This window comes from Alkalihalobacillus pseudalcaliphilus, from assembly GCF_028610675.1.
In the GTDB taxonomy this organism is placed as follows: Bacteria; Bacillota; Bacilli; order Bacillales; family Bacillaceae_D; genus Alkalihalobacillus; species Alkalihalobacillus pseudalcaliphilus.
This window is the reverse complement of the sequence record NZ_JAQQWS010000013.1, coordinates 22953-44870: the sequence shown is the minus strand read 5'-3', so window position 1 is coordinate 44870 and position 21918 is coordinate 22953. Positions and strand designations below refer to the sequence as shown.

The window sequence follows — 21918 nt, the reverse complement described above, 5'->3', positions numbered from 1 at the left end:
CAGTAACGGTGGAAGAATTAGAAAAGTTCGAAGAGCAAAGAAATGGCGATGTCGTAATTATCCGTTGTGCCCGCTAAGCTAGGTTAAAAATATTGATAGGGCCCTGTATGTTTAATTAAAATAGAAGCAAAATTTCCACCAAGACTCTCGTTTAATTCAATTATGTAAATGCGTAATTTTGATTGGCTAAAGGGCTCTGACTCAGTATTGGTAGTTAAATTATATGAATGCAAATTTGTTTGTAGGTAAGGGTGTGTTTGAATGATGGAGCTACAACTTATTGACGTTATTTTATTCATCGCTTTATTCCCGCTCCATTCTTATATCAGTCTAATTGTTCACGAGTGTGGACATTATCTTGGGGCTATTTTTATGAAAGCAGAAAGTAAAAAAATTGTTGCAAGCCTGAGTGAGAAGAAGTTCTATGTAAGATTTAATTTCGGAAGAAAACCAACGAGAACAGAAGATATTATTATTTCTATAGCTGGTCCAATGGCACAACTATTATTAATACTTATTTTTATAATGCAACCGTATTTGATTGCTTTAAAATTAGTTGCGATTGCTTACTTGCCAATGGTCTTTCGTCATTTAATTCCGAGTAAAGGTTCAGATGGTCAGTTTATACAGAATGTGCTACCTAATCAGCAGCAAGTCATTTATAAAAAATTAAGCTATACATTATATTCTTTTGTATTCTTATTCTCTATCTTGTATTTTCAATTAACGATCGTCAATAACCCCGAATATACGATGTGGACGATTGCGTTATTAACTATTTTGGCATTACCGTTCTGGTGGAAACTATTAAGGCCCTATTATGCAAAGGTTGTGAGGGTGTGACTAACAAGTATATTTATAAGGTAAATGATTCAGAGGTGATATTGGCAAATTCGAGCTTTGATAAATTTTGGTTGTCGGATAACCCTTTTAAAAAAGAGATGTTGCCCAGGCATTTAAATTATATCAAAAGCGTTGATCATTCCTTTTTTAACCTAAAGAATTGTGTTGATTTTGAAGCAGCTGATCTTTTTGTATTAGGCGTTCCATATAACAGGGGATCCAATATGCAGAAATCCGCAGTCCGCCACTTCCCAGAGGTATTGCGCAGAGCTAGTTATGCATATACCAACTTTTATGATTTTAATTTAAAAAGCATGTCTGGAATATATGATGTGGACGATAATAAGTTACTTTGGCAAGATGCGGTTGTTAAAGATTTAGGTGATATGGAAGAAGTTTTTGATCAATGTGACATTCAAAAATGCCTGGATGATGTTATAGCTTTTACTCACTTTTCCGATTCAAAATTATTAACAATTGGCGGAGATCATTCTTTAACCTTTTATGCAATTAATGGGCTGAAGAAGCTGTATCCGAAAAAGAAGTTTGTCCTATTTCAATTTGATGCTCACCATGATTGTGGATATAGCCTAAAGCACCGTCAGGAGAATCTAGATCATGCGAATTTTGTAAAATATTTATTAGATGATGAATCGATTTATGGGGTCATCCAATTTGGTGTAAGAGGTTTCAGGTCAAGAGAACAAGTGTATAAGCATCCAAAATTATTTCAGGTATCTGCTCGTGATTTAAGACAGAACAATATAAGTGAGTTACTTGATGAATTACCAATAGATTTTCGTAGTAATGAATTATTAGGGTACGTTAGTTTTGATACGGATGCTTTCGATCCTAAAATATTCCCTTTAGTAGATTTCCCTATTCAAGAGGGGATGCAAATGAACGAGGTCAAAAATACACTGGATAGTATATATTCCTTACCAATAGATATATGCGGATTAGACATTGTTGAAGGGAAAAGTGGTGGAGAGGTATCCGTCTATGATCCTGTTATTAAAGTCTTAATTCAATTACTACATTTAATGGGTAAAAAATATAGCTTAGTATAGCGAGGGTTGTGTGTGAACGAAAAAATTAATTTTATAGAAAAGCTAAAGGAACAAAAAGTACATGACTTTGAATATTTGAGAGCTCTTAGTAATTTAATAAAGGAACTAAAACCCTTACAATACTCAACTTCTTCAATTTTAGAAATATGGTACGAGTATATGTGGAAGATAGAGAGTCAGAATACTATAAGGGTGAGTCCATTTAGTTTTGAGGGTTTTAAAGGAATAAAAGGTCAAGAACACATTTTTGAGTGTGTTCAAGAAGCAGGGGTATTTGTATCATTTCATCTAAATAATTATAGGCTTATTCCATTCTATCTGGCCCTATTTCTTAAAGATAGAGGACTTTCTTATAAATTATCTTTATTAATCGATCAAAAAACTAGTGAATTAGAAAAAGAGCTTGAACAGTATGAGATTAAGAAGGACCTAATTGACCAAGTTTTGATTGCTGAGAATAAGAATATAGGATTCGAAATTTTGAAAACATTAGAAAAAAACCATTTATTTTTATATTTAGATGGAAATACTGGTGTAGGAAAGGACTTTAATCCAATTGAAGTAAACTACTTGTCTTCAGTGGTAACTATTAGAAGTGGCATTTTTAGGCTATTGTCAATTATTAATAAGCCTGTTTGTTGTATTAATATTGTAACGGATCAAAATGGAAATGAATATTTAGAAGCCCAGCCATTAATTAAAGTCACTAAAAATAATATCCATGATTCGGCTAAGGAAATGTATAGCCACTTTCTAAACATACTACGAAAAAATCCTGAAAATTGGAGGTTCTGGTACCGCCATCATTTACAGGTGTCAGATTGGAAACAGGTGGATGTTCATTCTGATGTGCTCGTGGACTACTATGACAAACAAAATTTATTTGGATTGAGTTTAGAGGATGGAAATTTTTATAAGGTAGGTGAAATGTAATGGTAAGAAACAAAAAATTTATGTTGTTATTTTCATCAACGTTTTTTAGCTCTTTTGGGGATGCGATTCTGTTTGTTATACTGTTGACCTTGTTGCAACAAGTGGGAGTTGGAGGGATTGGAACATCAGTATTCCTAGTGTGTTCAGCCCTGCCTGTCGTATTGTTTGGTCTTCATGCGGGTGCTTTTGTTGAAAATAAAAACTTACAAAAAATTATGATGTATTCTAATTTACTAAGAATTATAACTGTGTTTCTATTTTTCATAATGAGTTTTTATTTTATTGAATCTTTGTTGTTAATCTTTTCTTTCATTTTCTTAATAACCTTTATCAATATTTTCTTTAGTACAGCGAGCTCTACCTTAATACCAAATATATTAAGCGTCGAAGAGATTCCTAAGGCGAATGGTTTCTTTAGAATGATTAATATGATTTCAAAACTGATTGCTTATGGCTTTGCAGCATTATTATTCATATTTAATTTAACCGATTATTCTAAAATCCTATTTGCGTCATTGTTCTACTTAGGTTCATTAATTCTTATATCAAGAATTAAACCTTATGTTGAGAAAAAAAGAGACGAATTGACACCGAGAAAGTCTTTATCAGAATCAACTAAAGAAGGGTTACAGTATATCAAAGCAAATAATAAGATTTTCAGACTATTCATAGTGTTTGGTCTAGGTTGGATAGTTGGAGCTTCTATTGATGTTTATTTAATAAGCTATCTACACGAAATCATTGGAGAAGGGGCCAATAGTTTATATATGGTTGCTACCCCTACATTCATCGGGATATTAATTGGTTCAATAGTTAGCCCAATCCTTTACAAAAAGATAGATAAAAAATATGGCTTCTTGTTTTCGTTATTTACCTTTGGTGTTGTTATCTTTTGCTTCTCGTTAGAATTACCATTCATTGTATTGCAGCTACTGTTAGTTGTGGGAGGATTATCTCAAGGTATTTTAAACATTTTTATGGTGAGCTATTTACAAACTAATGTGGATCGGAATTATTTGGCAAGAGTGTTTAGTGTTTACAATATTATTATTACGGCTGCAAGTGTCCCTGGTTATTTATTAATCGGATTGTTAATTGAGAAGTTGGGTGTGATAAACATCGGATTTGTTATTTCTTCTTATTTAATAGCTGTTGGGGTCATTTGCTTAATTATAATCCCATCATTGAATACAGAAAAAGAACTCCATCTTGAGAATAGTAGTGCATAAGGAGATTAGAGAGATGAATAATTCAGCAGTCATTTATGGTATGGGGATTGATATCATAGAGAAAGTGACTATCGTAAAAGTATTTAATAGTAATTATTATGAAGAATATTTATTACGCTGGTTAACTGAGGAAGAGATTTATTGTTTAGAGGACTGCAATAATAAAATTGATTTACTTTCAGCTTACATTGCTATTAAGGAATCTTTTATTAAAGCATCAAATGGTTATATGAAGTTAAAAGATTTGAAAAAAATAAATGTGCATATAAGGAATGGTGTTTTTAATTTAAGTTTAGAAAATAGTACTTTCCTTAGTAATAAAACATGTAGTATAGAAGTTTTCCAATCACCAGATTTATGTATCGCATCATTAACATTAAAATTAGAGGAGGAAGTTAAGTGATTCTAAAAGATAAGGTTGTAAATGTAAAGAAGTTGAATGAAATCATTGCGGATGTTCTAGAAGTTGAGGTTGAAGAGGTAGAAGAGTGTGAGGACCTAGTAGAAGATTTGGATGCGGATTCCATGTCCCTATTAGAATTATTAGTTGCGATAGAGAAAGAGTTCAAAGTGAAGATTCCAGAAGATAAGTTAGTTGATTTTACTAGTGTTAGTAATATTATTGAGGTCCTGGAAGGCTTAGCTTATGGAGAGATCTGAATTACTGGGATTATCCAAAACGGAAATTGATGCTTTGTTACCACATAGCGACCCGATGATTTTTGTAGATGGTGTTTCGGATATTACAGGTAGTGAAATTACTACGTTTAAAGATGTACTAAGTCAAGAATATTATTTTAAGGGGCATTTTCCTGACAAAAAAATATTTCCAGGTGTTTTCATAATTGAATTCTCAGCGCAAAGTGCCATCCTGTTATTGCAACATTTAGGAAGTGAAATTGAAAGTGATACGATTCCGCTTTTATATCATTCAGACTTTAAATTTAAGCGTGTAGTTACACCTGATGTAAGGCTATACTGTTCAATCCGTCTAATTAAAAAAGTATCACACTCAGCCTTTGCAGAAGCAGTAGTTAAGTTAGATGGAAAGGTTGTTGCAAAGGGAGAATTGACTTTTGTTTTAAAAAAGATTGATGAAGAGTAATGGAGGAATTTTATGAGTAGGAGAGTTGTTATTACTGGATTAGGGGTTATTTCGTCTATTGGAGAAAAGCTCGAGGAATTTTGGGACAATTGTCAAAAAGGTGTTAGTGGTATATCGAACATAAAGGGGAATAATATTACGCTATTAACTTCGAGAAACGGTGGACAGGTTCAGAGTTTCAACCCGGAGAAGTATGTGAAAACCAATGATGCATTTAAGATAGGAAGGGGTTCTCAGTTATTAATTGCTGCTATGAGGAGGAGTATTGAAGATTCTGATATTAACTATGAGATTTATAAAGATGCAGCACTTGTAGTCGGCACTACTATGGGAGAAGTATCATCACAGGAGACACATTTATTAAGTAAGGAAAATAAACACCCAAGCGACGATCTTAGAGAACAAAATAATCTACAAACGATTTTATCTAACGCAACGAGTGAATTTAAACTGGAAGGAAAAGCAAGCTTAATTGGAAATGCATGTGCATCAGGAAATTATGCTTTGATTAATGCTTTTGAGAGTATAAGAAACGGGAAGACCAACGTAGCTTTTGCTGCTGGGGTGGATCCTTTTTCTACAGTAGCTTATTATGGATTTCATCGATTAAATGCGATAGCCCCACAGGTTTGTAGCCCATTTGATAAAAATAGGAGAGGTATGATGGTAGCAGAGGGAGCTGGGTGCTTACTTTTAGAAGATTACGAACATGCTATGAGAAGAAATGCCAAGATTTATGCAGAAGTTGCTGGTTATGGAGTAAGTACAGATGCTCACCATATTACAGCACCACATCCTGAAGGTGAGGGCCTTATTAGTTGTATGAATATGGCTATACATTCTGCCAACATAAAACCTGAAGATGTTAGTTATATCAGTGCTCATGGAACAGGTACCGCTGCAAATGATAAAGCAGAGGGGAAAGCTATTAATGAAGTATTCGGTTCCAGGACACCGGTGAGTTCGATAAAGTCCATGTTAGGGCATTCAATGGGTGCAGCAAGTGCAATTGAAAGTATTGTATGTTGTCTCGCTATCAGGGACCAAGTTGCTCCTCCAACCATAAATTTCAATGAACTTGATCCAGAACTGTCGATCGACTGTATCGAAAATACGAAAAGAGAGTTTCCAATTAATATAGCTTTAAATAATTCATCAGCATTTGGAGGAATGAATGCATCGGTTGTATTTCAAAAAATAAATTAAGAAATGTTGGAGGATAATAAATGAGTAAAGTGTCAATACAGGGTATTGGGTGTGTCACGCCATGGGGAAATGAAATAAATCAAGTCTATCAATCCTGGATTCAGGGGAACATAGAGACTTACAATGTCGCTGATTTTGAACCAAGTAAATATTTCAAATATAAGGGTATTAAACATATAAGTAAAACGACAAAAATGGCTTTATCTTCAACTTGGTTAGCTTTACAAGATTATGCTGGTGATTATCGTGCTTGGGATAAGGAAAGAGTAGGCGTATTCGTAGGGAATTCAATCGGTTATTTAAACGAAGTATATGAGTTTTTAGATGTTGCTTATGAGCAAGGAGCTGATTTCGTAAGCCCCAAAAAATTTACTAATACCGTTTTGAATAATATTCCTGGTTGGGTTTCTATTGTCTTTGGTATTAAGGGCATTAATCTATTGTTACAAAATGGTGTTACATCATCTTTAGACGCTATTGAGGCCGCGAGTATGTATTTAAATAATCATGTAATTGACTATGCTATTGTAATTGGTGCCGATGAAACGAAAGGACCAATATTAGAGAACAATATTGATAAAAAGTTCAATATAATATCAGAATCTTCAGTTAGTTTTGTGTTGTCACGTGAAGAAATCAACTCGAATTATGGTTATTTAGAGGTACTAGATACTTGGCAGGATTATAAAATTAATGAAAAGGATTATTTTACTAAAATCAACAAAGTATTAAGTGGTAAAACCTTTGAGCATGCTTTTTATGGGTCTGGTAATTTTCTAGATACTTGCTCACCAAGTATACTTAATGATTACGCTAGAGAAACCTCTAATACTTATAGCGTCTTTGGGAATACACTGTCTGTCTCTAGTCTTATTAAGGCAATGTTGGCTTTAAAAAAACAAGGAAATCATATAGTTCTTGATGCAAATCAAATAGGTAATAAAGGGCTTATGGCCGTATATAAGGGAGTGAAAGAATGAAAACGATATTAGTAACAGGTGGTACAAGGGGCATCGGTAGAGGTATAGTCGAATTTTTAGCTAATGCAGGTCACACGGTTCATTTCACATTTATGGGTAATGAAGAAGAAGCAAAAAAACTAAAAGAACAGTTTATTAATGTTATTCCACATCAAGCTGATGTTAGAGATTATAAATTAGCCAATGAGTTAGTAGCGAAAATTGTAAAGGCACATGGGAGGATTGATTGTTTAATAAACAACGCAGGTATAAAAAACGATCGCTCTTTACTATTCATGAATAAAAAAAGTTGGAATGACGTTATTGAAACTAATATGAATGGAACGTTTAATTATTCTAAACATGTAGCAAAAGTAATGATAAAGCAAAAAGAAGGTATCATCATTAATATTTCTTCCATTTCTGGCATGATGGGTATAGTTGGTCAGACCAATTATTCTGCATCTAAAGCAGGTATTATAGGATTCACAAAATCTTTATCAAGAGAACTAGGGGAATATAACATCAGAGTAAATGCAGTTTGTCCGGGTTTTATTAAAACGGATTTGACTAAGGATTTAGATGAAGGAAACTTATCAGAAAACATCATATTAAAAAGGTTTGGTCATATTAATGATTTAACAGGTGTTATAGATTTTTTAATTGGTGAACAATCTTCATATATTACTGGACAAGCACTAGTAGTTGATGGCGGTTTAAAATTATAAATGGTGGTAAATGAGAAACCATATATGTCATTTGCTGATATTAAGTCGAGTTTAGTTACTTGTAATGAGGAAGAAAAAACGGAAATTCTTTATCAATTAATTATACAAGAAAGAAGAAAAACGAGTTTAGTAACAAAGAAATTCTTAAATATGTATATATTTTTTGTGATATGTCACCTTGAAACAAAGTCTCGATATCAAGGTATTGAGCATTATTGTAAGTTGATAAAAGATAATATTAATTCGTTCTCTAACATAGAAAAAGAAGATATATTCATTACATCTCATTATTTATATCAAAAATTTAAATACGATTATTTCTTTAAACATGAGCTAGAGGGGTTATTCGATGTATTCAATCGTGATTTTGAATTTAATATCTTTGAATTAGAAAGAGGTCTTCCTAAAACTGGATAATGAACCTCTTTTTTTTATATCAGTAATTAGAAAGTAAATGGTCCGTTTTAATATGAATTAACAAAGTTTTTAAACATAAATTACGTGTTTCGATGTCATCATTACTAGTGGTGAGAATATCTTTTGGTCATGATTATTAAACCAAATTGCCTCGTTTGTAACATAAGAAAGAGAGTTCTTTATTTTAAGAACCCTCTTGCTAGTTTACAGGATATGTTTATTTAATCTTTCAGAAGGTGATCACCTAAAAATGTAATTACCTCTTGCCATGATTGAACTGCGACACTTGCATTCACTTTTTTAGTGCCTCCAAAACTAAAAGTTAGTAAAGCATTGCCTTCCTCCGTAGTTTGTGGAAGGTTTGGTAAATTACTTGGGAAGGCCGAAAAATGTCCTGCTCCTTGGTGAATAATAAACTTATTTGTTTTCCTATATTCATGGTTTTTTAAATCTAATTTCATTCTTTCTATAAATATTTCAACGGGTTGAACATGATCATCTGTACCAGCTAATACCATAATAGGTGATTTAATTTCTTGAACAGGAATAGAGTAAAGTTTTATCTTCTCATTATCATTTAGATTATTCTTCATACCTTCTATATTTGAATAAGGCTTTCTAAGGATTAAATGTTTAAAAATGGTAAAAGTATCTTTAAACCCACTTTTTATAGGGTAATAGGGAAAGGGGACACCTTTATATGTCCAAGCTGGATTAGATGTAGGTTGAAAGTTATCTATGCCAGAAAAAATAATCGAACTTGGTGCAGATGCAATTACTGCCTTTAACTTAGGAAATTTAGAGGCATATAAAAGAGCAAGTTCTGCTCCTCTAGAATGACCAATTATAGCTAGTTTCTCCTTATTAACATTAGGTTGGTTCTCCAAAAATACGAACGCATTATCTACATATTCAAGCGGTATATTTTGAATGCCTTTTGGTAAGCCCTCTTTCCCAAAGTAGGCTAGAGCTAAAACAAAATATCCTTTAGAAGCTAATAACGCAGCCGCAGATTCATGAACAGAAGCATCTGAGCCTCCTAAAATAATTACTCCTGGTAATTCCTTTTCATTTTCAGGATAAAATCCAGTGCCCAAAAAGTCATGTTTAAAGTCTTTCTTTATTATTTTTTCACTAAAAAAATACCTTTCAAATGATTTACTAGCTAAAATATGGCCATCAAGGTCCTGAAGTTTTAATTCGAATTTTATAGGTTTCGATGATTGTTTATTAAACATGCGATTTTTCTTACCAGCATAAGACATGGACCATATCATCCCTAGATTATCAATGGATTCATAATCACCACTGATTGGTCCATTTGTTTCTAAATTAATTAAACCAGTCTTATCACTTTTAAATACAGCCTTTGATTTAAACTCCTTGTTATCGTCATCTTTTGTTTCTAAAGCTATCTCAAACTTTGTTTCTGGATGGCGAGTTTTAATTTGTACGTTGAACGGTTCCAATATACTTGCTCTTTCGTTTACAATAATTTCTATTTTTGAATTGTCTTTAATCTGCATCTAAGCGCCCCTTTTAAATACTCTCTGGTTATATACGTATTAAACAAGCGAAAGATTCAATTTATTTAAAACTAATCTACTTCAATATCATGTGCAGCTTTGCATACTACTTGAATAAGACATTTGAATCCCATTTTATCATGATGGCGTATAATGGAATGGCTTTGGAAATTAATGATTGATAATGTCGAATAAAGCTTCGTTGAATAGCTTCTTTTGATCGGTTACTTTATCTTCCTAAGGAAACTGAACGTCTTGGGCCGAGCTAGGTTGTAAGACGATGAAGGTCGATACGCTTAGCCATCAAGCGTTAGGATTCTATCAAAAGCAGGCTTTGAGGTATTTAGTCAATAAGATGGGGTTGCTGAACAGTACAACAAGAATATCAAATCAACCAGAAATTTTTAATTTTTTGCCAGACTGGAAATTAACAAAAGAACAGAGGGTTGATTGGGTTACTAACTAAGAAATACTAGCCAATAAAGCGTTTCTTGATTCCGTTGTAACTACATCAAACATAGATGTTCATTTATTAAAACTAGGGATATTTATTAAGGAAACAGAAGAATTTATTGGTTGGTGCTGTACAGTCGTGAAAGATGAAAGAAAATGTTGTTCCAGGAAAGTGGCGGTTGTTTATTAGAAAAGTCATAAAAACAAAAAGTGATACCTATTAGTCATGATAATAGGTATCACTTTTTTACTTCTATTTAGAAGAGTAAGTTAATCATTCTTTAATAGAGGTAACATTGAGTCATTCATAAATTACCTTAAAAAATTATTGATCTCATCGAGAACGGCGTTAAGATTATCGACTAACAGGGCATGACCAGCATTAATGGGGACATATTTAAATGGTTTACCGGCTAAAGTTAAATCCTTTATAATCTCAAGTGTCATTTGTTGGGAAGTTAATTGATCATTCAAGCCCCAAATGATCAGAATAGGCATATTGATGTGTTTAATTTCACCAGTCCCCTCAACTAAACCATTTGATTGTGCACTAATGTTAAATATATTCGCAGCATGAGCGGCATCGGCAATATTACGTTGTTGAATCGCACTTCTTAGGTATTTTTCATACCTTTTTTCACTTGGTTTATTTACTGAGTAAAGAAGATGATTCATTGCACCCTTAAATAATTCAGTATTTTCGTTTTCTTGAGCGTCCAACAGCATTCTTATACTAGGAGTGTTGTTGATAGCCTCTCTTGAATGGACTCTGTTATTTTTTTCGTCTAGAGCTGGATAACCTCGTGTAGACATCGAGGCAAGCAAGATTAATTTGTTCACATAATCTGGATATGTCGCTGCAAACTGCATAGCAACTCCACCTCCGTTTGACCAACCAATTACATCTGCTTTCTTTATATCTAACTGTTCAGCAAATAGCTTTATATCATCTGCAAAATCTCTTATGGAATTGATTGGCTGCTGGTAACTCGATTGACCATAACCTCGTAGATCAATCGCATACACTGTATACTTTGAATCCATATGTTCTATTAACAAATCCCATTGGACCGATGAAGCCATATTCCCATGTATTAATAGAAGAATAAGGTCTCCACCTTCCCTCTTTTCATAAAAAATACTTTCTCCATTTTTTAATAAGACCTTCATAAGCACGCTCCTTTCCTCTATTAAAGGATATTCCTTGTAAGGTGAAACCAAGCTATTCGGGAAAGGTATTCCCTAAGACATTGACTTTCTTTGATATGAAAAAATAGACAAATCCATAAACAAATAAACATCCGATTACAAGATTGAATAAATTAGCAGTAAAAGTAAGCAAAAACATGGCGAAATATAGAAGAAAAAATTGCGTATATAGTATGAGCAAGACAAACTTTAAGAAAGAATCTTTGATCTGCGATTTGGAAATTGGATAAAGTAATACATTTTCTTTTAGTTCATGTTGTAAAGGAATTACTTGAAATCCAGTCATAAATAAAATGAGGAGATTAATGATCCAACCACTTGCTGGCATCGCATAATTAACAAATAGTCCAATGACAGTCAATCTTAAATAAAGGTAAAAGTAATCATTGTATCTAACAAATAAGTGTGAGTATAAATATACGAATGTATTACTCCGATTATGCGGGATACTCCTTCGCAGAAGCATTGTGAGTAATCGTCTACTCCGAAAAGAGCGTTTAAGATTAGGGACATCTATGAAAAAGTTAATAAATTTAAAATTTCTTAATAAAGCACTTTCTTCCTCATCTATTTGCCACTGCCAATTCAAATTTCTTTTTTTCCTTATAAAGTAAAGTAAATAGACGAAATTTATACTCATTAATATAAGGGCATAAAGCCACTCATTTTTAAACAAGAAATAACACATAAAACAGATGAGAAAAAACCTATTTAACCTATGTAACACAAGTTGTACATGGTTCGCTAACCATTGTTCAATCCATTTCATTAAAACGTTATAAGCAGCCATCCCTATTATAAAGCAAAGAAAAAGAAGATTTATATGTGTTGTGTGCAAAAATAGGGATACAAAAAACGTGATGAAACCGACCAATTTAATCACATCAATCACAAAACTATATATAAGGGATTTAATAAAATAGGGCCTTAATCGCCATTCTAAGGGCAACAAAAAGTGTATATCTGCCCTTTTAACAAAAGTCCGTACTTTTGTCCGTATTAAAATAAAGCCTACAAATAATGATAAGATTACTTCAACAGATATTTGGGGAGGTATCCACTGAAGAAATAAATGAAAATAATAAAGAAAGATACTACTAATGATCAGAAAAAAGTAAACAACATTTGCACCAATGATTGAATAGTATTTGAACATCTTTTTATAAAATTCCTGAACCCTTAAACCCCATAATGTTTGTATATCCATTACACCCATACCTTCATTGAATCATATCCTCATTTTATATCGAAGTTAACAAAAATGTCCATTTTCCTTATTACATAAAGATACCACAAACTAACCTTTAAGTTCCCATATCTGCAATTTTTTTCATTTTATCTTTTAGGGAATGCATATCTTCTAATCTGGCAACAGTGATGCTAAAAACGGGTTGCCTATGTGAAAGAAGGAGAAGCATCCTTTCTTGTAGAAGTTATTGAACTAAAAAGCTCAACAGGGTAAATAAAAAAAGCCATAACTTCAAGAAAGGGGCAATTATATGAATCCAATGTTAGTAGATGTTCCGTTACAATTAGAAACAGATAGATTATTCCTTCGAGCACCACTTCAAGCTACTGATGGCGATGTCGTATACCTAGCTGTCAGGGACTCAATTCATGAGCTAAAGCAATGGTTGAGTCTATTCCAAACAACGCCTACTTTAGAAGAAACAGAAATTCTCCTGAGAAAGGCTCATATCGATTTTTTGAAAAGGAAGAGCTTACGTTATCTTATTTTTCTTAAGGATACTAATGAATTTATTGGAACTGCTAGCCTTCACGCAATTGATTGGGAGATTTCTAAGTGTGAGATTGGTTATTGGATGAACTCGCCATTTGCTGGTAATGGATATATGACAGAAGCGGTTAAAGAGCTAATAGAACTAGGCTTTCAACAACTTAAATTTAGGAGGATAGGAATAAGATGTGAATCAACCAATTATAAAAGTCGTTCAATCCCAGAGAGGCTTGGGTTTGAATTAGAAGGAACGCTAAGAAATGAAGATTTAACCGCAGACGGTAACAAGCTAACTGACATTTGTATTTACTCACTAATAAAGTGATAGTGTAAATGGAGGAAGCTAACATGGGCAAAGCTGCCTATCGGTTACTAAAAGGTCAGCTCCATATCCATAAAACCAACACGCAACAGTTGAGTAAGGAAGTTGATATTCGTCTGCCACATCTTTCAATAGAGCGACCATGACACCGCTTGACGATGTCGAGGCGAAAGGCTTCCTTGATGAACGGACAAGCAATAATCCATAGTCATGAGTGAAAGTAAATCCACATGCTTTACATCTTTGGCGAGGTACATCTAGTTCTTCGATTCAAAGAATACCAATGTGCCGAGCATAGCCATGTCGAAAGAGGCGACATTTCTTTTCATGGCAGACCGTATCACCCTCACAAGTCGGACATATAATGGGTGGAGGTGAAATGTGGACTGGAAAAACATTATTATTGATAGTGAATACTATTGTATGGTTATTAATCCAATTTTTATTAGTGTAACCAATGTTTGGATGTTTATCTTGACTGTTAGACTTCTATTTTATATGATTGATGAGAGATGTAAAAGAGAGGGGAATCTAGACTATATATGTGGAATACCTTGAAATGATTCTTTAATTAGATGAAGACAATTCGGTCCTTATTTGCTGAGGATACGTTTATTTGTCTATCTTAAATCATTCAAGGGATTTTATGGTGTGGACAATTCGATTCCTATTACCAGGCAGATACCTTTGAGTATGTGCTTTTTATTGATAGGTAAAAATACATCTCTATTAAAACTTACATAAAATCCCTATATAGGGGGGGTTTCATGGACGATCAACATGAAAACGAAGAAAAACTATCAGGTGGGAATGTCACCAATGTCTATCGGGTAGGAGATACTGTACGACGAGATATGAACGAAGATAGTCCAAAAATTCATAAGTTATTAAAGCATTTAGAACACAAAGGCTTCAATTACGCACCGAGGTTTTTAGGAATGGATGAAAGGAATAGAGAAATTATATCATTCATTGAAGGAGAAACGGGTCATTATCCTTTAAAGAAATATATGTGGTCTAATGATGCTTTAACAGAGGTAGCAAAAATGCTGCGCCTCTATCATGATGCTGTGAGGGACTTCCCGTTCGAAGAAAATTGGAAACCAATCGACCATACGCCTGAGCCAATTGAGGTGCTATGTCACAATGATTTCGCTGTTTATAATATTATATTTAACCATGAAAAGCCGGTAGGGATTATTGATTTTGATCATGCTGCTCCTGGTCCTAGACTTTGGGATATAGCATATACTCTTTATACATGCGTTCCCTTAAGCAGACTTTGGCATACTGAAACATTTGAAACGGTTTATTATGAGCCAACCAAAGATGCTGAGCGTATCAAACAAAGAGTTAAGTTATTTTTTGAATCCTATGGCATAGCTGGATTGGAAACAGGTTTCTTAGAGATGGTCATACTAAGGCTTGAAGGATTATGTGAAACGATGCAAAGGAAAGCCAATGAAGGTAACCCGGCTTTTCAAAAGATGATCGACAAGGGCGAACGCGATCATTATGCAAAGGAGATCGAGTTCATTCGGAAACATGGGGAAGACTGGATTTGAAAGGTGAACAGAATGCCCTAGCGTTAAGCCTCTGAGGTTTAACGCTATTGTTTTATATATAGGTAGTACGACAAGAGTGGGTAAACTTGTCTAATGGTATAGGCTTAATATCTTTATTAATCGCTATATAAACTATTACTTTTCCTCTACAAAATAAGATATTGGACAATTACTCCCTGTTGATGGTGGACAAGCTACGGTAAGATAATAGATTTGAAAACAGATACCGATACCCCCTATTCTTGAGTAGAGAATAGGGGGTTACTATTTATACAAGATTTAATAAAAAGCATCGAGCTAGAAGTTCATATTCATCCATCTATCTATCTTATATCAGGATACTCCCAATAACCATTACATGTACCATTATCTGAGGTATCGATGTACTCCACTAATTGATTGCCGGTTCAATTCTACTATTTGTTTAACTATTTTTTAGCCACTGCCTATTTTAAATAAAATAAAAAGTGATGTTGCAATATTAAAAGTTACATGATAGTATTTGATCGTAATAATTACGATTAGTTAAAAGGAGAGGAATTCATTGAGAAAGAATTTAGGAGTACTATTTTTAAGCTTTTTATTATTGGTGGGGTGCCAAGCAGTTGATTCCAACGAGGACAATTCTCAAGAAGAAGAAACAAATGAGCATGAACAACATGATGATCATGACCACAGCCATGAACAAGAAGCTCCAGAGGATGTTACTATTCTAGGACTAGCGGATCATTATCATACTGGTGATGTAATTGAACTTACAGCTAACTTTGAAGAAGAGACGGAATTTGAGCATTGGCATTGGTATACGCGAGAGCCAGGTGAACAAGAGTGGGTAACTGTACCTGAGCACGGTGATATTCATTACATCGGTGAGGCTGAAGTCGACGGTCAAGAAATTAAAGCAGTTCTGTTTAATGATGATCATGAACCTTTTGTGCAGTCCGCTCCAGTGGTGATAACTATTGATGATCATCATGGGCACCATGGACATGACCATGATGAAGAACAAGAAAAGATTTATCAAGGATATTTTGAAGATAGTCAAATAGAGGATCGGACACTTTCTGATTGGGAAGGAGACTGGCAATCGGTATATCCATATCTACAAGCTGATCAATTAGATGAAGTTTTCTCACATAAAGCAGAGCATGGTGATATGACTACTGAAGAGTATAAAGAGTATTATACGATTGGTTATGAGACAGACGTCGAACGAATCGTTATTGAAGGTAATCAGGTGATATTTTACGAAAATGGAGAAGAGCTTTCGGGCGAATATGTTTATGATGGATATGAGGTTCTAACCTATGAAGCAGGTAATAGAGGTGTTAGATATATATTTAAATTAAATGGGGATACTACCAAACTTCCACAATTTATCCAGTTTAGTGATCATATTATTTTTCCTACTAAATCACATCATTTTCATTTGTATTGGGGTGATGACCGTGAGGAATTATTAGATGAAGTTACGAATTGGCCAACTTATTATCCTTCTGAACTGAGTGCAGATGAGATTATTCATGAGATGATTGCTCATTAAATAATGAAATAGTGACCTTTTCTTAATTAATTATGTGGTAAAATGACGTAGCGACTTATTTATTCTAAACAAAGGATAAATGAGTCGCTATTTCTGTTGTCATGTTAATGAACGTAAGGTGTCATAGCATATTTAGAAATTACCAATGGTTTTTTTACACATATGACAAACATTTATTTTGTTGATAAAATACATATAAACATAAGAGTATAGAAAGGGACGGATAAAATTGTTAGAAGGTCAAACTAAATTGAGTGAAATGGTTCAAGTTATGTCTCGAAATGGCTGGCGAATAACGGAACAGAGAAAAACATTAGCTCAGATTTTTATCGATCATGATGGATACTTATCACCAAAAGACGTCTATGAAAAAATGTCTAATAAGTATCCTAGTGTTAGTTTAGATACAGTATATCGAAACCTTCGCATCTTAAGTGAGATGGGGATATTGGAACATTTTTATTTTATGGAAGATGGATTGAAGTTTAGGGAAAACTGCACGACTCATCATCATCATCATTTAATCTGTTTAAGTTGTGAAAAGACGTTGCATTTTGAATTCTGTCCGATGGGAAAGGAATTACAATTACCTGGAAACTTTAAAATTTTGAACCATCGATTTGAAGTGTATGGAGTTTGTGAAGAGTGTCAAGGTATATAGTTTAAAATAAGAATAGAAGCCTCATAACTTAATTCAATGTTATGAGGTTTTTTATTTCAAAGATTATCTACTAAAAACCCGTTAAAGGCATAATTAACGGGCGTAGACATGAAGCTTGCTTAACATTTTCTTCGCACCTAAACTCCCTAATAAAAATAACCCAGCTACAACTACGATGGAACCGCCTGGGGCTAAACTAAAGTGATACCCTAAGAAAATCCCTAAAATAACGGATAGTTCCCCAAAAATGACAGAATAAATAAACATTTGTTTAAAGCTTTTAGCCCATTGTATGGCTGCTGATACGGGTAATGTCATCAAAGCCGAAATGAGAAGTATGCCTACTATTCTCATGGCAGCAGCAATAACAAGTGCGACAACAATTGTAAAAAGTAAATCTAACCAACGTTTAGAAATCCCCGATGTAATAGCTTGTTCAACATCAAAAGCTAAAAAAAGCCATTCTTTATAAAATATGATTAAAACAATGATGCTGAAGATTGAAACAAATAGAACCACATTTAAATCATTTTGTCCAACTGCGGCTATGCTTCCAAATAAATAAGCAAAGAGATCTGTATTAAACCCATTTGCTATGGAGATAAAAACCACACCTAAACCAACACCTAACGATAATGTAATTGGAATGGATAATTCCTCAAAATTTCGATAGATTGTTCGAAGCTTATCGATAAAAATAGCCCCTAAAATTGAGAAGAGCACGCCCATATAAATGGGATCATAGTTTGCTAATGGGACAATCAATGAAGCTAGAAGCAGGTGAAAGGCAATACCTGTTAATGTGATGTGAGATAATGCATCTGCAATTAAAGACATTCTCTTTACTACAAGAAAAACACCAATCATAGGTGCGATTAATCCAATTAGTAATCCAGAAAATAAAGCATTTTTTAAAAAATCGTATTGAAAAAAGACATCTAACATAGCAACACCTTCTTAATAGTTATTATTACGATTAAGTCGTTTTGTAGTATATCCTAAAGTAAGTAGGTATGTAAATAAATTATTTTTTATTGACAGATAGAAATGTTGTAGGATATTATAAAACGTAATAATTACGATTTGTCACTATGTGTTAGTGGAGAGCTCATATTGTGAATCGAAAGTAATGGTTAAACAAAATCAATTATAAAGGAGAGAAGTATGAGAAAGAGGTTATCATTATTATTGATTATATTAGGAATTGTACTAATTGGTTGTCAATCTCAAGAGTCAAACGAGGGGATGACAGCTGATGAGACCTTATTAGTATATACATCTATTTATGCGTTAGCTGATTTTACAGAAAAAATAGGTGGAGAATTTGTTGAGGTAGAGAGCATATATCCGCCTAATGCAGATGCACATACGTATGAGCCTACGTCGAAGGATATGGTAAATATTGCAGAGTCTGATATTTTTATTTATTCCGGAGTGGGGATGGAGCCCTTTGCAGAAAGAATAGAAGACAGCCTTAAAGATGAAGTTGTACATATCTTAGCTGCAGGAGAAGGAATTAATTTGAGGGGAGAACCCCACTCACTTGAAAACTCCTCGGAACATATAGTGGATCATGGAACCTTTACATTAGAAGGGGTAGCCCATCATTACCATACAGGAGATGAGATAAAGCTAACGGCTAATATAGAGGACAATAATGGAAACGACCATTGGCATTGGTATAAGAGAGAGCCTGGGGAAGATGAGTGGGAAGTAGCGTCAGGGCAAGAAGGTTCCGAATATACGGGGATAGCCAATGTTAACGGCCAGCAAATAAAAGCGGTACTATTTGGAAGTGATCATGAGATTAAGGCAGAGTCTGAGATAGCGACCGTTATTATTGATAATCATGATGGTGATAGTGGTATAGGAGATCCACATGTATTTTTAGACCCTATTTTAAGTATTGAAATTGCAGAAAGAATTAAAAAAATGTTGATTGAACTGATTCCAGACGAAAGTGAATATTTTGAAGGTAACTTTATTCAAATAAAGTCTAAACTGGAAGAGTTAGATCAACAATTACTTGAGACCATTTCTAAGGCTGATCACAATCAAATTATTGTTTCGCATGCAGCATACGGATATTGGGAGGATAGATATGGTTTGGAACAGTTAAGTATTTTAGGGTTATCTCCTACTCAGGAACCTTCTCAAGCACAATTAGTTGAACTTGTTAATGTAGCAAAAGAAAATAATCTTCAATATGTTATATTCGAAAATAATGTAAGCTCTACGATTTCAGAATTAATTCGTTCGGAAATTGGAGCTGAAAGTTTAATTTTAAGGAATATGGAAAGCGTCTCACAAGAAGATTTGGACAATGACGAAGACTATTTTAGTATGATGAAAAAGAACATTGAGACCTTGGAAGAAGCTTTAAATCATTAACCACGGAAATAAATCGTAATAATTACACTTAAGTTGTAGAGGAGTTAGAGAAATGGCAAAGAAATCAAAGGTAGTGAAAGAGCGAAAGCGACAAGAGCAAGTGGAAAAGTATGCAATCATTCGAAAGGAATTGAAAGAAAAGGGAGATTATCGTGCACTTAGTAAGCTGCCTAGAGATTCGTCTCCTACCCGTTTAAAGAATAGGTGTGAATTAACAGGGAGACCTCGGGGGTACATTCGTAAATTTAAAATGTCGCGAATTGCGTTTAGAGAGCTCGCTCATAAGGGACAAATTCCTGGTGTAAAGAAAGCAAGCTGGTAATTGTAATAAGGAGTTCTAAATGATGAAAAAAGACAGTCCTGCCTTGTTGGAATTTATGTATCGTCGAGCGGTGAGGAATTTATCACCGCAGGAACAGGAGATATATACATTTATTATAGAAAAAGAAATGGTGCTTGAGAATCAGGCGATGAATAAAGAGCATTATTTACAACTATTAATTGAGCATTCTCCGATTGTCGAAGCTGCAAACTTTTTCTTGCTAGAAGTAGAATCCGTGAAATATCAGTTAGATAAAGTAGAAGAAAAAATTAACAAAATGATAGAGGAAACCTCTAGAAAGGTCAAATGGATTGATTATTCCAGTAGTCTAGAGAAAGAAACCGGTAAGTTGTTTTTATTTTCTTATGAGTGAATAGCAGTCATACTGCAAATGTTTAATCTATTACGGAAGATAGCCATACGATGTGACAAACCTTCATTAAATAAATGGTGGTTTGTCCTTTGGTCATTCCGTTAATGAATACGAGGAGTGAAGGATATGAAAAAGATTCCGGTTACAGTATTGAGTGGATATTTGGGAGCTGGGAAAACGACATTAATGAATCATGTGCTGAATAATCGTCAAGGCTTAAAGGTCGCGGTCATTGTCAATGATATGAGTGAAGTGAACATTGATAGTGAGTTGATTCAAACACAAGGTAATTTTTCGCGTACGGAAGAGAAACTAGTAGAAATGTCGAATGGCTGTATTTGTTGTACACTTCGCGAGGATTTATTGGTGGAAGTACAAAGGTTGGCTGAACAGGGAGATATTGATTACATTCTAATAGAATCATCCGGAATAAGCGAGCCTGTACCAGTAGCTCAGACGTTTTCTTATATAGATGAAGAAATGGGCATTGATTTAACTCAATTTTGTCAGTTGGATACGATGGTTACACTTGTTGACGCTCATCGTTTTTGGCATGATTTTGAGTCAGGGGATACTTTGCTAGAGCGAAAAGAGGCGGTTGGAGAAGAGGATGACCGAAATATTGCCGATCTGTTAATAGACCAGATTGAATTTTGTGATGTCCTTATTTTAAATAAAAGCGATTTAGTAACAGCAGAGAATCTAGATATTTTAGAGAAAGTGATAAAAACATTACAGCCTGATGCAAAAGTGATAAGGACGGAAAATAGTGTAGTCGATGTTCATGAAATTTTAAATACTGGTTTATTCGATTTTGATAAAGCGAGCCAATCTGCAGGTTGGTTACGAGAATTAAACCTAGGTCCTTCCCAGCACACGCCTGAAACGGAGGAATATGGAATATCATCGTTTGTTTATTCGAGAAAAAGACCATTCCATTCGCAAAGGTTTAATCAATGGTGCGGTGCAATGCCTATACAAATTGTAAGAGCAAAGGGGATTGCTTGGTGTGCTAGTAGAAACGATTTAGCTATATTCTTGTCTCAAGCTGGTCCTTCCGTCCACCTTGAACCTATATCGTATTGGGTAGCTTCTTTACCAGCTAGTGAGCAGACAAGAATCAAAATGACTAATCCGGGAATAGTAGAGGGTTGGGATGAGGAACATGGTGACCGACATACAAAGCTCGTTTTTATTGGAATTGATTTAGACTTAGACTTAATAACAAGAGAATTAGATGAGTGTTTACTTACGAGTGATGAATATATGGAAAATTGGAATAAACTTCCTGATCCATTTTATTGGGATATCGAAAGTAGTTAAGT

Annotated in this window: 24 protein-coding genes and 1 pseudogene; 21 read left to right on the top strand and 4 right to left on the bottom strand. The window is 34.1% G+C overall.

Going from position 1 to position 21918, the window contains the following annotated elements; all coding sequences use genetic code 11:
- Positions 1–261 precede the first annotated feature (261 nt).
- From PQ479_RS18715 to PQ479_RS18665, 11 genes are read left to right on the top strand one after another with little or no spacing between them, the layout of a single operon-like run.
- Positions 262–843, top strand: coding sequence for a zinc metalloprotease (locus PQ479_RS18715; RefSeq protein ID WP_047988048.1), 582 nt, complete (start codon positions 262–264; stop codon positions 841–843).
- Positions 840–1913, top strand: a complete 1074-nt coding sequence (locus PQ479_RS18710; protein ID WP_047988049.1) for an arginase family protein — start codon at positions 840–842, stop codon at positions 1911–1913. The genes PQ479_RS18715 and PQ479_RS18710 overlap by 4 nt, the downstream gene beginning before the upstream one ends.
- 12 nt (positions 1914–1925) lie before the next feature.
- Positions 1926–2846 (top strand): lysophospholipid acyltransferase family protein, encoded by a 921-nt coding sequence (locus PQ479_RS18705; protein ID WP_047988050.1) that lies wholly within the window; start codon positions 1926–1928, stop codon positions 2844–2846.
- Complete coding sequence (locus PQ479_RS18700) at positions 2846–4075, top strand: MFS transporter (RefSeq protein ID WP_047988051.1); 1230 nt, start codon at positions 2846–2848, stop codon at positions 4073–4075. The genes PQ479_RS18705 and PQ479_RS18700 overlap by 1 nt, the downstream gene beginning before the upstream one ends.
- Positions 4076–4088: 13 nt before the next feature.
- Positions 4089–4478, top strand: coding sequence for a 4'-phosphopantetheinyl transferase family protein (locus tag PQ479_RS18695; protein WP_047988052.1), 390 nt, complete (start codon positions 4089–4091; stop codon positions 4476–4478).
- Positions 4475–4735, top strand: coding sequence for an acyl carrier protein (locus PQ479_RS18690; protein ID WP_047988053.1), 261 nt, complete (start codon positions 4475–4477; stop codon positions 4733–4735). The genes PQ479_RS18695 and PQ479_RS18690 overlap by 4 nt, the downstream gene beginning before the upstream one ends.
- Positions 4722–5180, top strand: coding sequence for a 3-hydroxyacyl-ACP dehydratase FabZ family protein (locus tag PQ479_RS18685; protein ID WP_047988054.1), 459 nt, complete (start codon positions 4722–4724; stop codon positions 5178–5180). The genes PQ479_RS18690 and PQ479_RS18685 overlap by 14 nt, the downstream gene beginning before the upstream one ends.
- Before the next feature lie 12 nt (positions 5181–5192).
- Entirely contained in the window at positions 5193–6386 is a 1194-nt protein-coding gene (locus PQ479_RS18680; protein WP_047988055.1) for a beta-ketoacyl-[acyl-carrier-protein] synthase family protein, read from the top strand.
- Between the two features lie 20 nt (positions 6387–6406).
- The gene (locus PQ479_RS18675) at positions 6407–7366 is read left to right on the top strand and encodes a beta-ketoacyl synthase N-terminal-like domain-containing protein (RefSeq protein ID WP_047988056.1); all 960 of its coding nucleotides are present in this window, start codon (positions 6407–6409) and stop codon (positions 7364–7366) included.
- Positions 7363–8073: a 3-oxoacyl-ACP reductase FabG gene (fabG, locus tag PQ479_RS18670; protein ID WP_047988057.1), complete on the top strand. Its 711-nt coding sequence runs from the start codon at positions 7363–7365 to the stop codon at positions 8071–8073. Before PQ479_RS18675 ends, fabG begins: the two co-directional genes overlap by 4 nt.
- Positions 8074–8490, top strand: coding sequence for a hypothetical protein (locus PQ479_RS18665; protein ID WP_273717151.1), 417 nt, complete (start codon positions 8074–8076; stop codon positions 8488–8490). It abuts the gene before it with no gap.
- A 221-nt stretch (positions 8491–8711) separates the two neighbouring features.
- Here the strand turns inward: PQ479_RS18665 and PQ479_RS18660 are convergent, their stop codons facing one another.
- A complete protein-coding gene (locus tag PQ479_RS18660; protein WP_047988059.1) occupies positions 8712–10016 on the bottom strand; it encodes an acyl-CoA thioesterase/bile acid-CoA:amino acid N-acyltransferase family protein in 1305 nt (434 codons plus the stop codon).
- A gap of 355 nt (positions 10017–10371) precedes the next feature.
- Here PQ479_RS18660 and PQ479_RS18655 point away from each other — a divergent pair.
- A pseudogene (locus PQ479_RS18655) lies at positions 10372–10644 on the top strand (GNAT family N-acetyltransferase); the annotation flags it as partial.
- A 137-nt stretch (positions 10645–10781) separates the two neighbouring features.
- Here PQ479_RS18655 and phaZ read toward each other — a convergent pair.
- Both phaZ and PQ479_RS21950 read right to left on the bottom strand, forming a co-directional pair.
- On the bottom strand, positions 10782–11639 hold the full coding sequence (phaZ, locus tag PQ479_RS18650; protein ID WP_053070332.1) for an intracellular short-chain-length polyhydroxyalkanoate depolymerase: 858 nt from the start codon (positions 11637–11639) through the stop codon (positions 10782–10784).
- Between the two features lie 52 nt (positions 11640–11691).
- A complete protein-coding gene (locus PQ479_RS21950) occupies positions 11692–12885 on the bottom strand; it encodes an ABC transporter permease (protein WP_047988061.1) in 1194 nt (397 codons plus the stop codon).
- 292 nt (positions 12886–13177) lie between these two features.
- Here PQ479_RS21950 and PQ479_RS18645 point away from each other — a divergent pair, with 292 nt between their 5' ends.
- The 5 genes from PQ479_RS18645 (at position 13178) to PQ479_RS18625 (ending at position 17507) form a co-directional block, all read left to right on the top strand.
- Positions 13178–13741: a GNAT family N-acetyltransferase gene (locus PQ479_RS18645; protein WP_047988062.1), complete on the top strand. Its 564-nt coding sequence runs from the start codon at positions 13178–13180 to the stop codon at positions 13739–13741.
- Positions 13742–14119: 378 nt separating this feature from the next.
- Positions 14120–14296, top strand: a complete 177-nt coding sequence (locus PQ479_RS18640) for a hypothetical protein (RefSeq protein ID WP_273717150.1) — start codon at positions 14120–14122, stop codon at positions 14294–14296.
- A 209-nt stretch (positions 14297–14505) separates the two neighbouring features.
- Positions 14506–15303 (top strand): phosphotransferase, encoded by a 798-nt coding sequence (locus tag PQ479_RS18635; RefSeq protein ID WP_047988063.1) that lies wholly within the window; start codon positions 14506–14508, stop codon positions 15301–15303.
- Between the two features lie 544 nt (positions 15304–15847).
- Positions 15848–16846 carry a metal-binding protein ZinT gene (locus tag PQ479_RS18630; protein ID WP_047988064.1) on the top strand — a complete coding sequence of 333 codons (999 nt, stop codon included), beginning with the start codon at positions 15848–15850 and terminating at the stop codon, positions 16844–16846.
- A gap of 259 nt (positions 16847–17105) precedes the next feature.
- Positions 17106–17507 carry a Fur family transcriptional regulator gene (locus PQ479_RS18625; RefSeq protein WP_047988238.1) on the top strand — a complete coding sequence of 134 codons (402 nt, stop codon included), beginning with the start codon at positions 17106–17108 and terminating at the stop codon, positions 17505–17507.
- A gap of 93 nt (positions 17508–17600) precedes the next feature.
- On the opposite strand, the gene PQ479_RS18620 is transcribed toward PQ479_RS18625, so the two are convergent.
- Entirely contained in the window at positions 17601–18452 is an 852-nt protein-coding gene (locus tag PQ479_RS18620) for a metal ABC transporter permease (RefSeq protein WP_047988065.1), read from the bottom strand.
- Between the two features lie 219 nt (positions 18453–18671).
- Between PQ479_RS18620 and PQ479_RS18615 the strand changes: the two genes are divergently transcribed.
- The 4 genes from PQ479_RS18615 to PQ479_RS18600 all read left to right on the top strand — a co-directional run bounded on the left by PQ479_RS18615 (position 18672) and on the right by PQ479_RS18600 (position 21916).
- Complete coding sequence (locus PQ479_RS18615) at positions 18672–19898, top strand: metal ABC transporter solute-binding protein, Zn/Mn family (RefSeq protein ID WP_047988066.1); 1227 nt, start codon at positions 18672–18674, stop codon at positions 19896–19898.
- Between the two features lie 52 nt (positions 19899–19950).
- Entirely contained in the window at positions 19951–20220 is a 270-nt protein-coding gene (rpsN, locus tag PQ479_RS18610; protein ID WP_047988067.1) for a 30S ribosomal protein S14, read from the top strand.
- A 22-nt stretch (positions 20221–20242) separates the two neighbouring features.
- On the top strand, positions 20243–20593 hold the full coding sequence (locus PQ479_RS18605) for a hypothetical protein (protein ID WP_047988068.1): 351 nt from the start codon (positions 20243–20245) through the stop codon (positions 20591–20593).
- A gap of 126 nt (positions 20594–20719) precedes the next feature.
- Entirely contained in the window at positions 20720–21916 is a 1197-nt protein-coding gene (locus PQ479_RS18600; RefSeq protein ID WP_047988069.1) for a GTP-binding protein, read from the top strand.
- Positions 21917–21918: the final 2 nt, after the last annotated feature.

What these genes read in the sequence shown, in the direction of transcription:
- phaZ (WP_053070332.1), bottom strand. Translation starts at nt 11,639, where the DNA reads ATGAAGGTCTTATTAAAAAATGGAGAAAGTATTTTTTATGAAAAGAGG.
- PQ479_RS21950 (WP_047988061.1), bottom strand. Translation starts at nt 12,885, where the DNA reads ATGGATATACAAACATTATGGGGTTTAAGGGTTCAGGAATTTTATAAA.
- PQ479_RS18700 (WP_047988051.1), top strand. Translation starts at nt 2,846, where the DNA reads ATGGTAAGAAACAAAAAATTTATGTTGTTATTTTCATCAACGTTTTTT.
- rpsN (WP_047988067.1), top strand. Translation starts at nt 19,951, where the DNA reads ATGGCAAAGAAATCAAAGGTAGTGAAAGAGCGAAAGCGACAAGAGCAA.
- PQ479_RS18625 (WP_047988238.1), top strand. Translation starts at nt 17,106, where the DNA reads ATGGTTCAAGTTATGTCTCGAAATGGCTGGCGAATAACGGAACAGAGA.
- PQ479_RS18660 (WP_047988059.1), bottom strand. Translation starts at nt 10,016, where the DNA reads ATGCAGATTAAAGACAATTCAAAAATAGAAATTATTGTAAACGAAAGA.
- PQ479_RS18620 (WP_047988065.1), bottom strand. Translation starts at nt 18,452, where the DNA reads ATGTTAGATGTCTTTTTTCAATACGATTTTTTAAAAAATGCTTTATTT.
- PQ479_RS18645 (WP_047988062.1), top strand. Translation starts at nt 13,178, where the DNA reads ATGAATCCAATGTTAGTAGATGTTCCGTTACAATTAGAAACAGATAGA.
- PQ479_RS18685 (WP_047988054.1), top strand. Translation starts at nt 4,722, where the DNA reads ATGGAGAGATCTGAATTACTGGGATTATCCAAAACGGAAATTGATGCT.
- PQ479_RS18600 (WP_047988069.1), top strand. Translation starts at nt 20,720, where the DNA reads ATGAAAAAGATTCCGGTTACAGTATTGAGTGGATATTTGGGAGCTGGG.
- PQ479_RS18695 (WP_047988052.1), top strand. Translation starts at nt 4,089, where the DNA reads ATGAATAATTCAGCAGTCATTTATGGTATGGGGATTGATATCATAGAG.
- PQ479_RS18615 (WP_047988066.1), top strand. Translation starts at nt 18,672, where the DNA reads ATGAGAAAGAGGTTATCATTATTATTGATTATATTAGGAATTGTACTA.
- PQ479_RS18605 (WP_047988068.1), top strand. Translation starts at nt 20,243, where the DNA reads ATGAAAAAAGACAGTCCTGCCTTGTTGGAATTTATGTATCGTCGAGCG.
- PQ479_RS18665 (WP_273717151.1), top strand. Translation starts at nt 8,074, where the DNA reads ATGGTGGTAAATGAGAAACCATATATGTCATTTGCTGATATTAAGTCG.
- fabG (WP_047988057.1), top strand. Translation starts at nt 7,363, where the DNA reads ATGAAAACGATATTAGTAACAGGTGGTACAAGGGGCATCGGTAGAGGT.
- PQ479_RS18715 (WP_047988048.1), top strand. Translation starts at nt 262, where the DNA reads ATGATGGAGCTACAACTTATTGACGTTATTTTATTCATCGCTTTATTC.
- PQ479_RS18635 (WP_047988063.1), top strand. Translation starts at nt 14,506, where the DNA reads ATGGACGATCAACATGAAAACGAAGAAAAACTATCAGGTGGGAATGTC.
- PQ479_RS18680 (WP_047988055.1), top strand. Translation starts at nt 5,193, where the DNA reads ATGAGTAGGAGAGTTGTTATTACTGGATTAGGGGTTATTTCGTCTATT.
- PQ479_RS18675 (WP_047988056.1), top strand. Translation starts at nt 6,407, where the DNA reads ATGAGTAAAGTGTCAATACAGGGTATTGGGTGTGTCACGCCATGGGGA.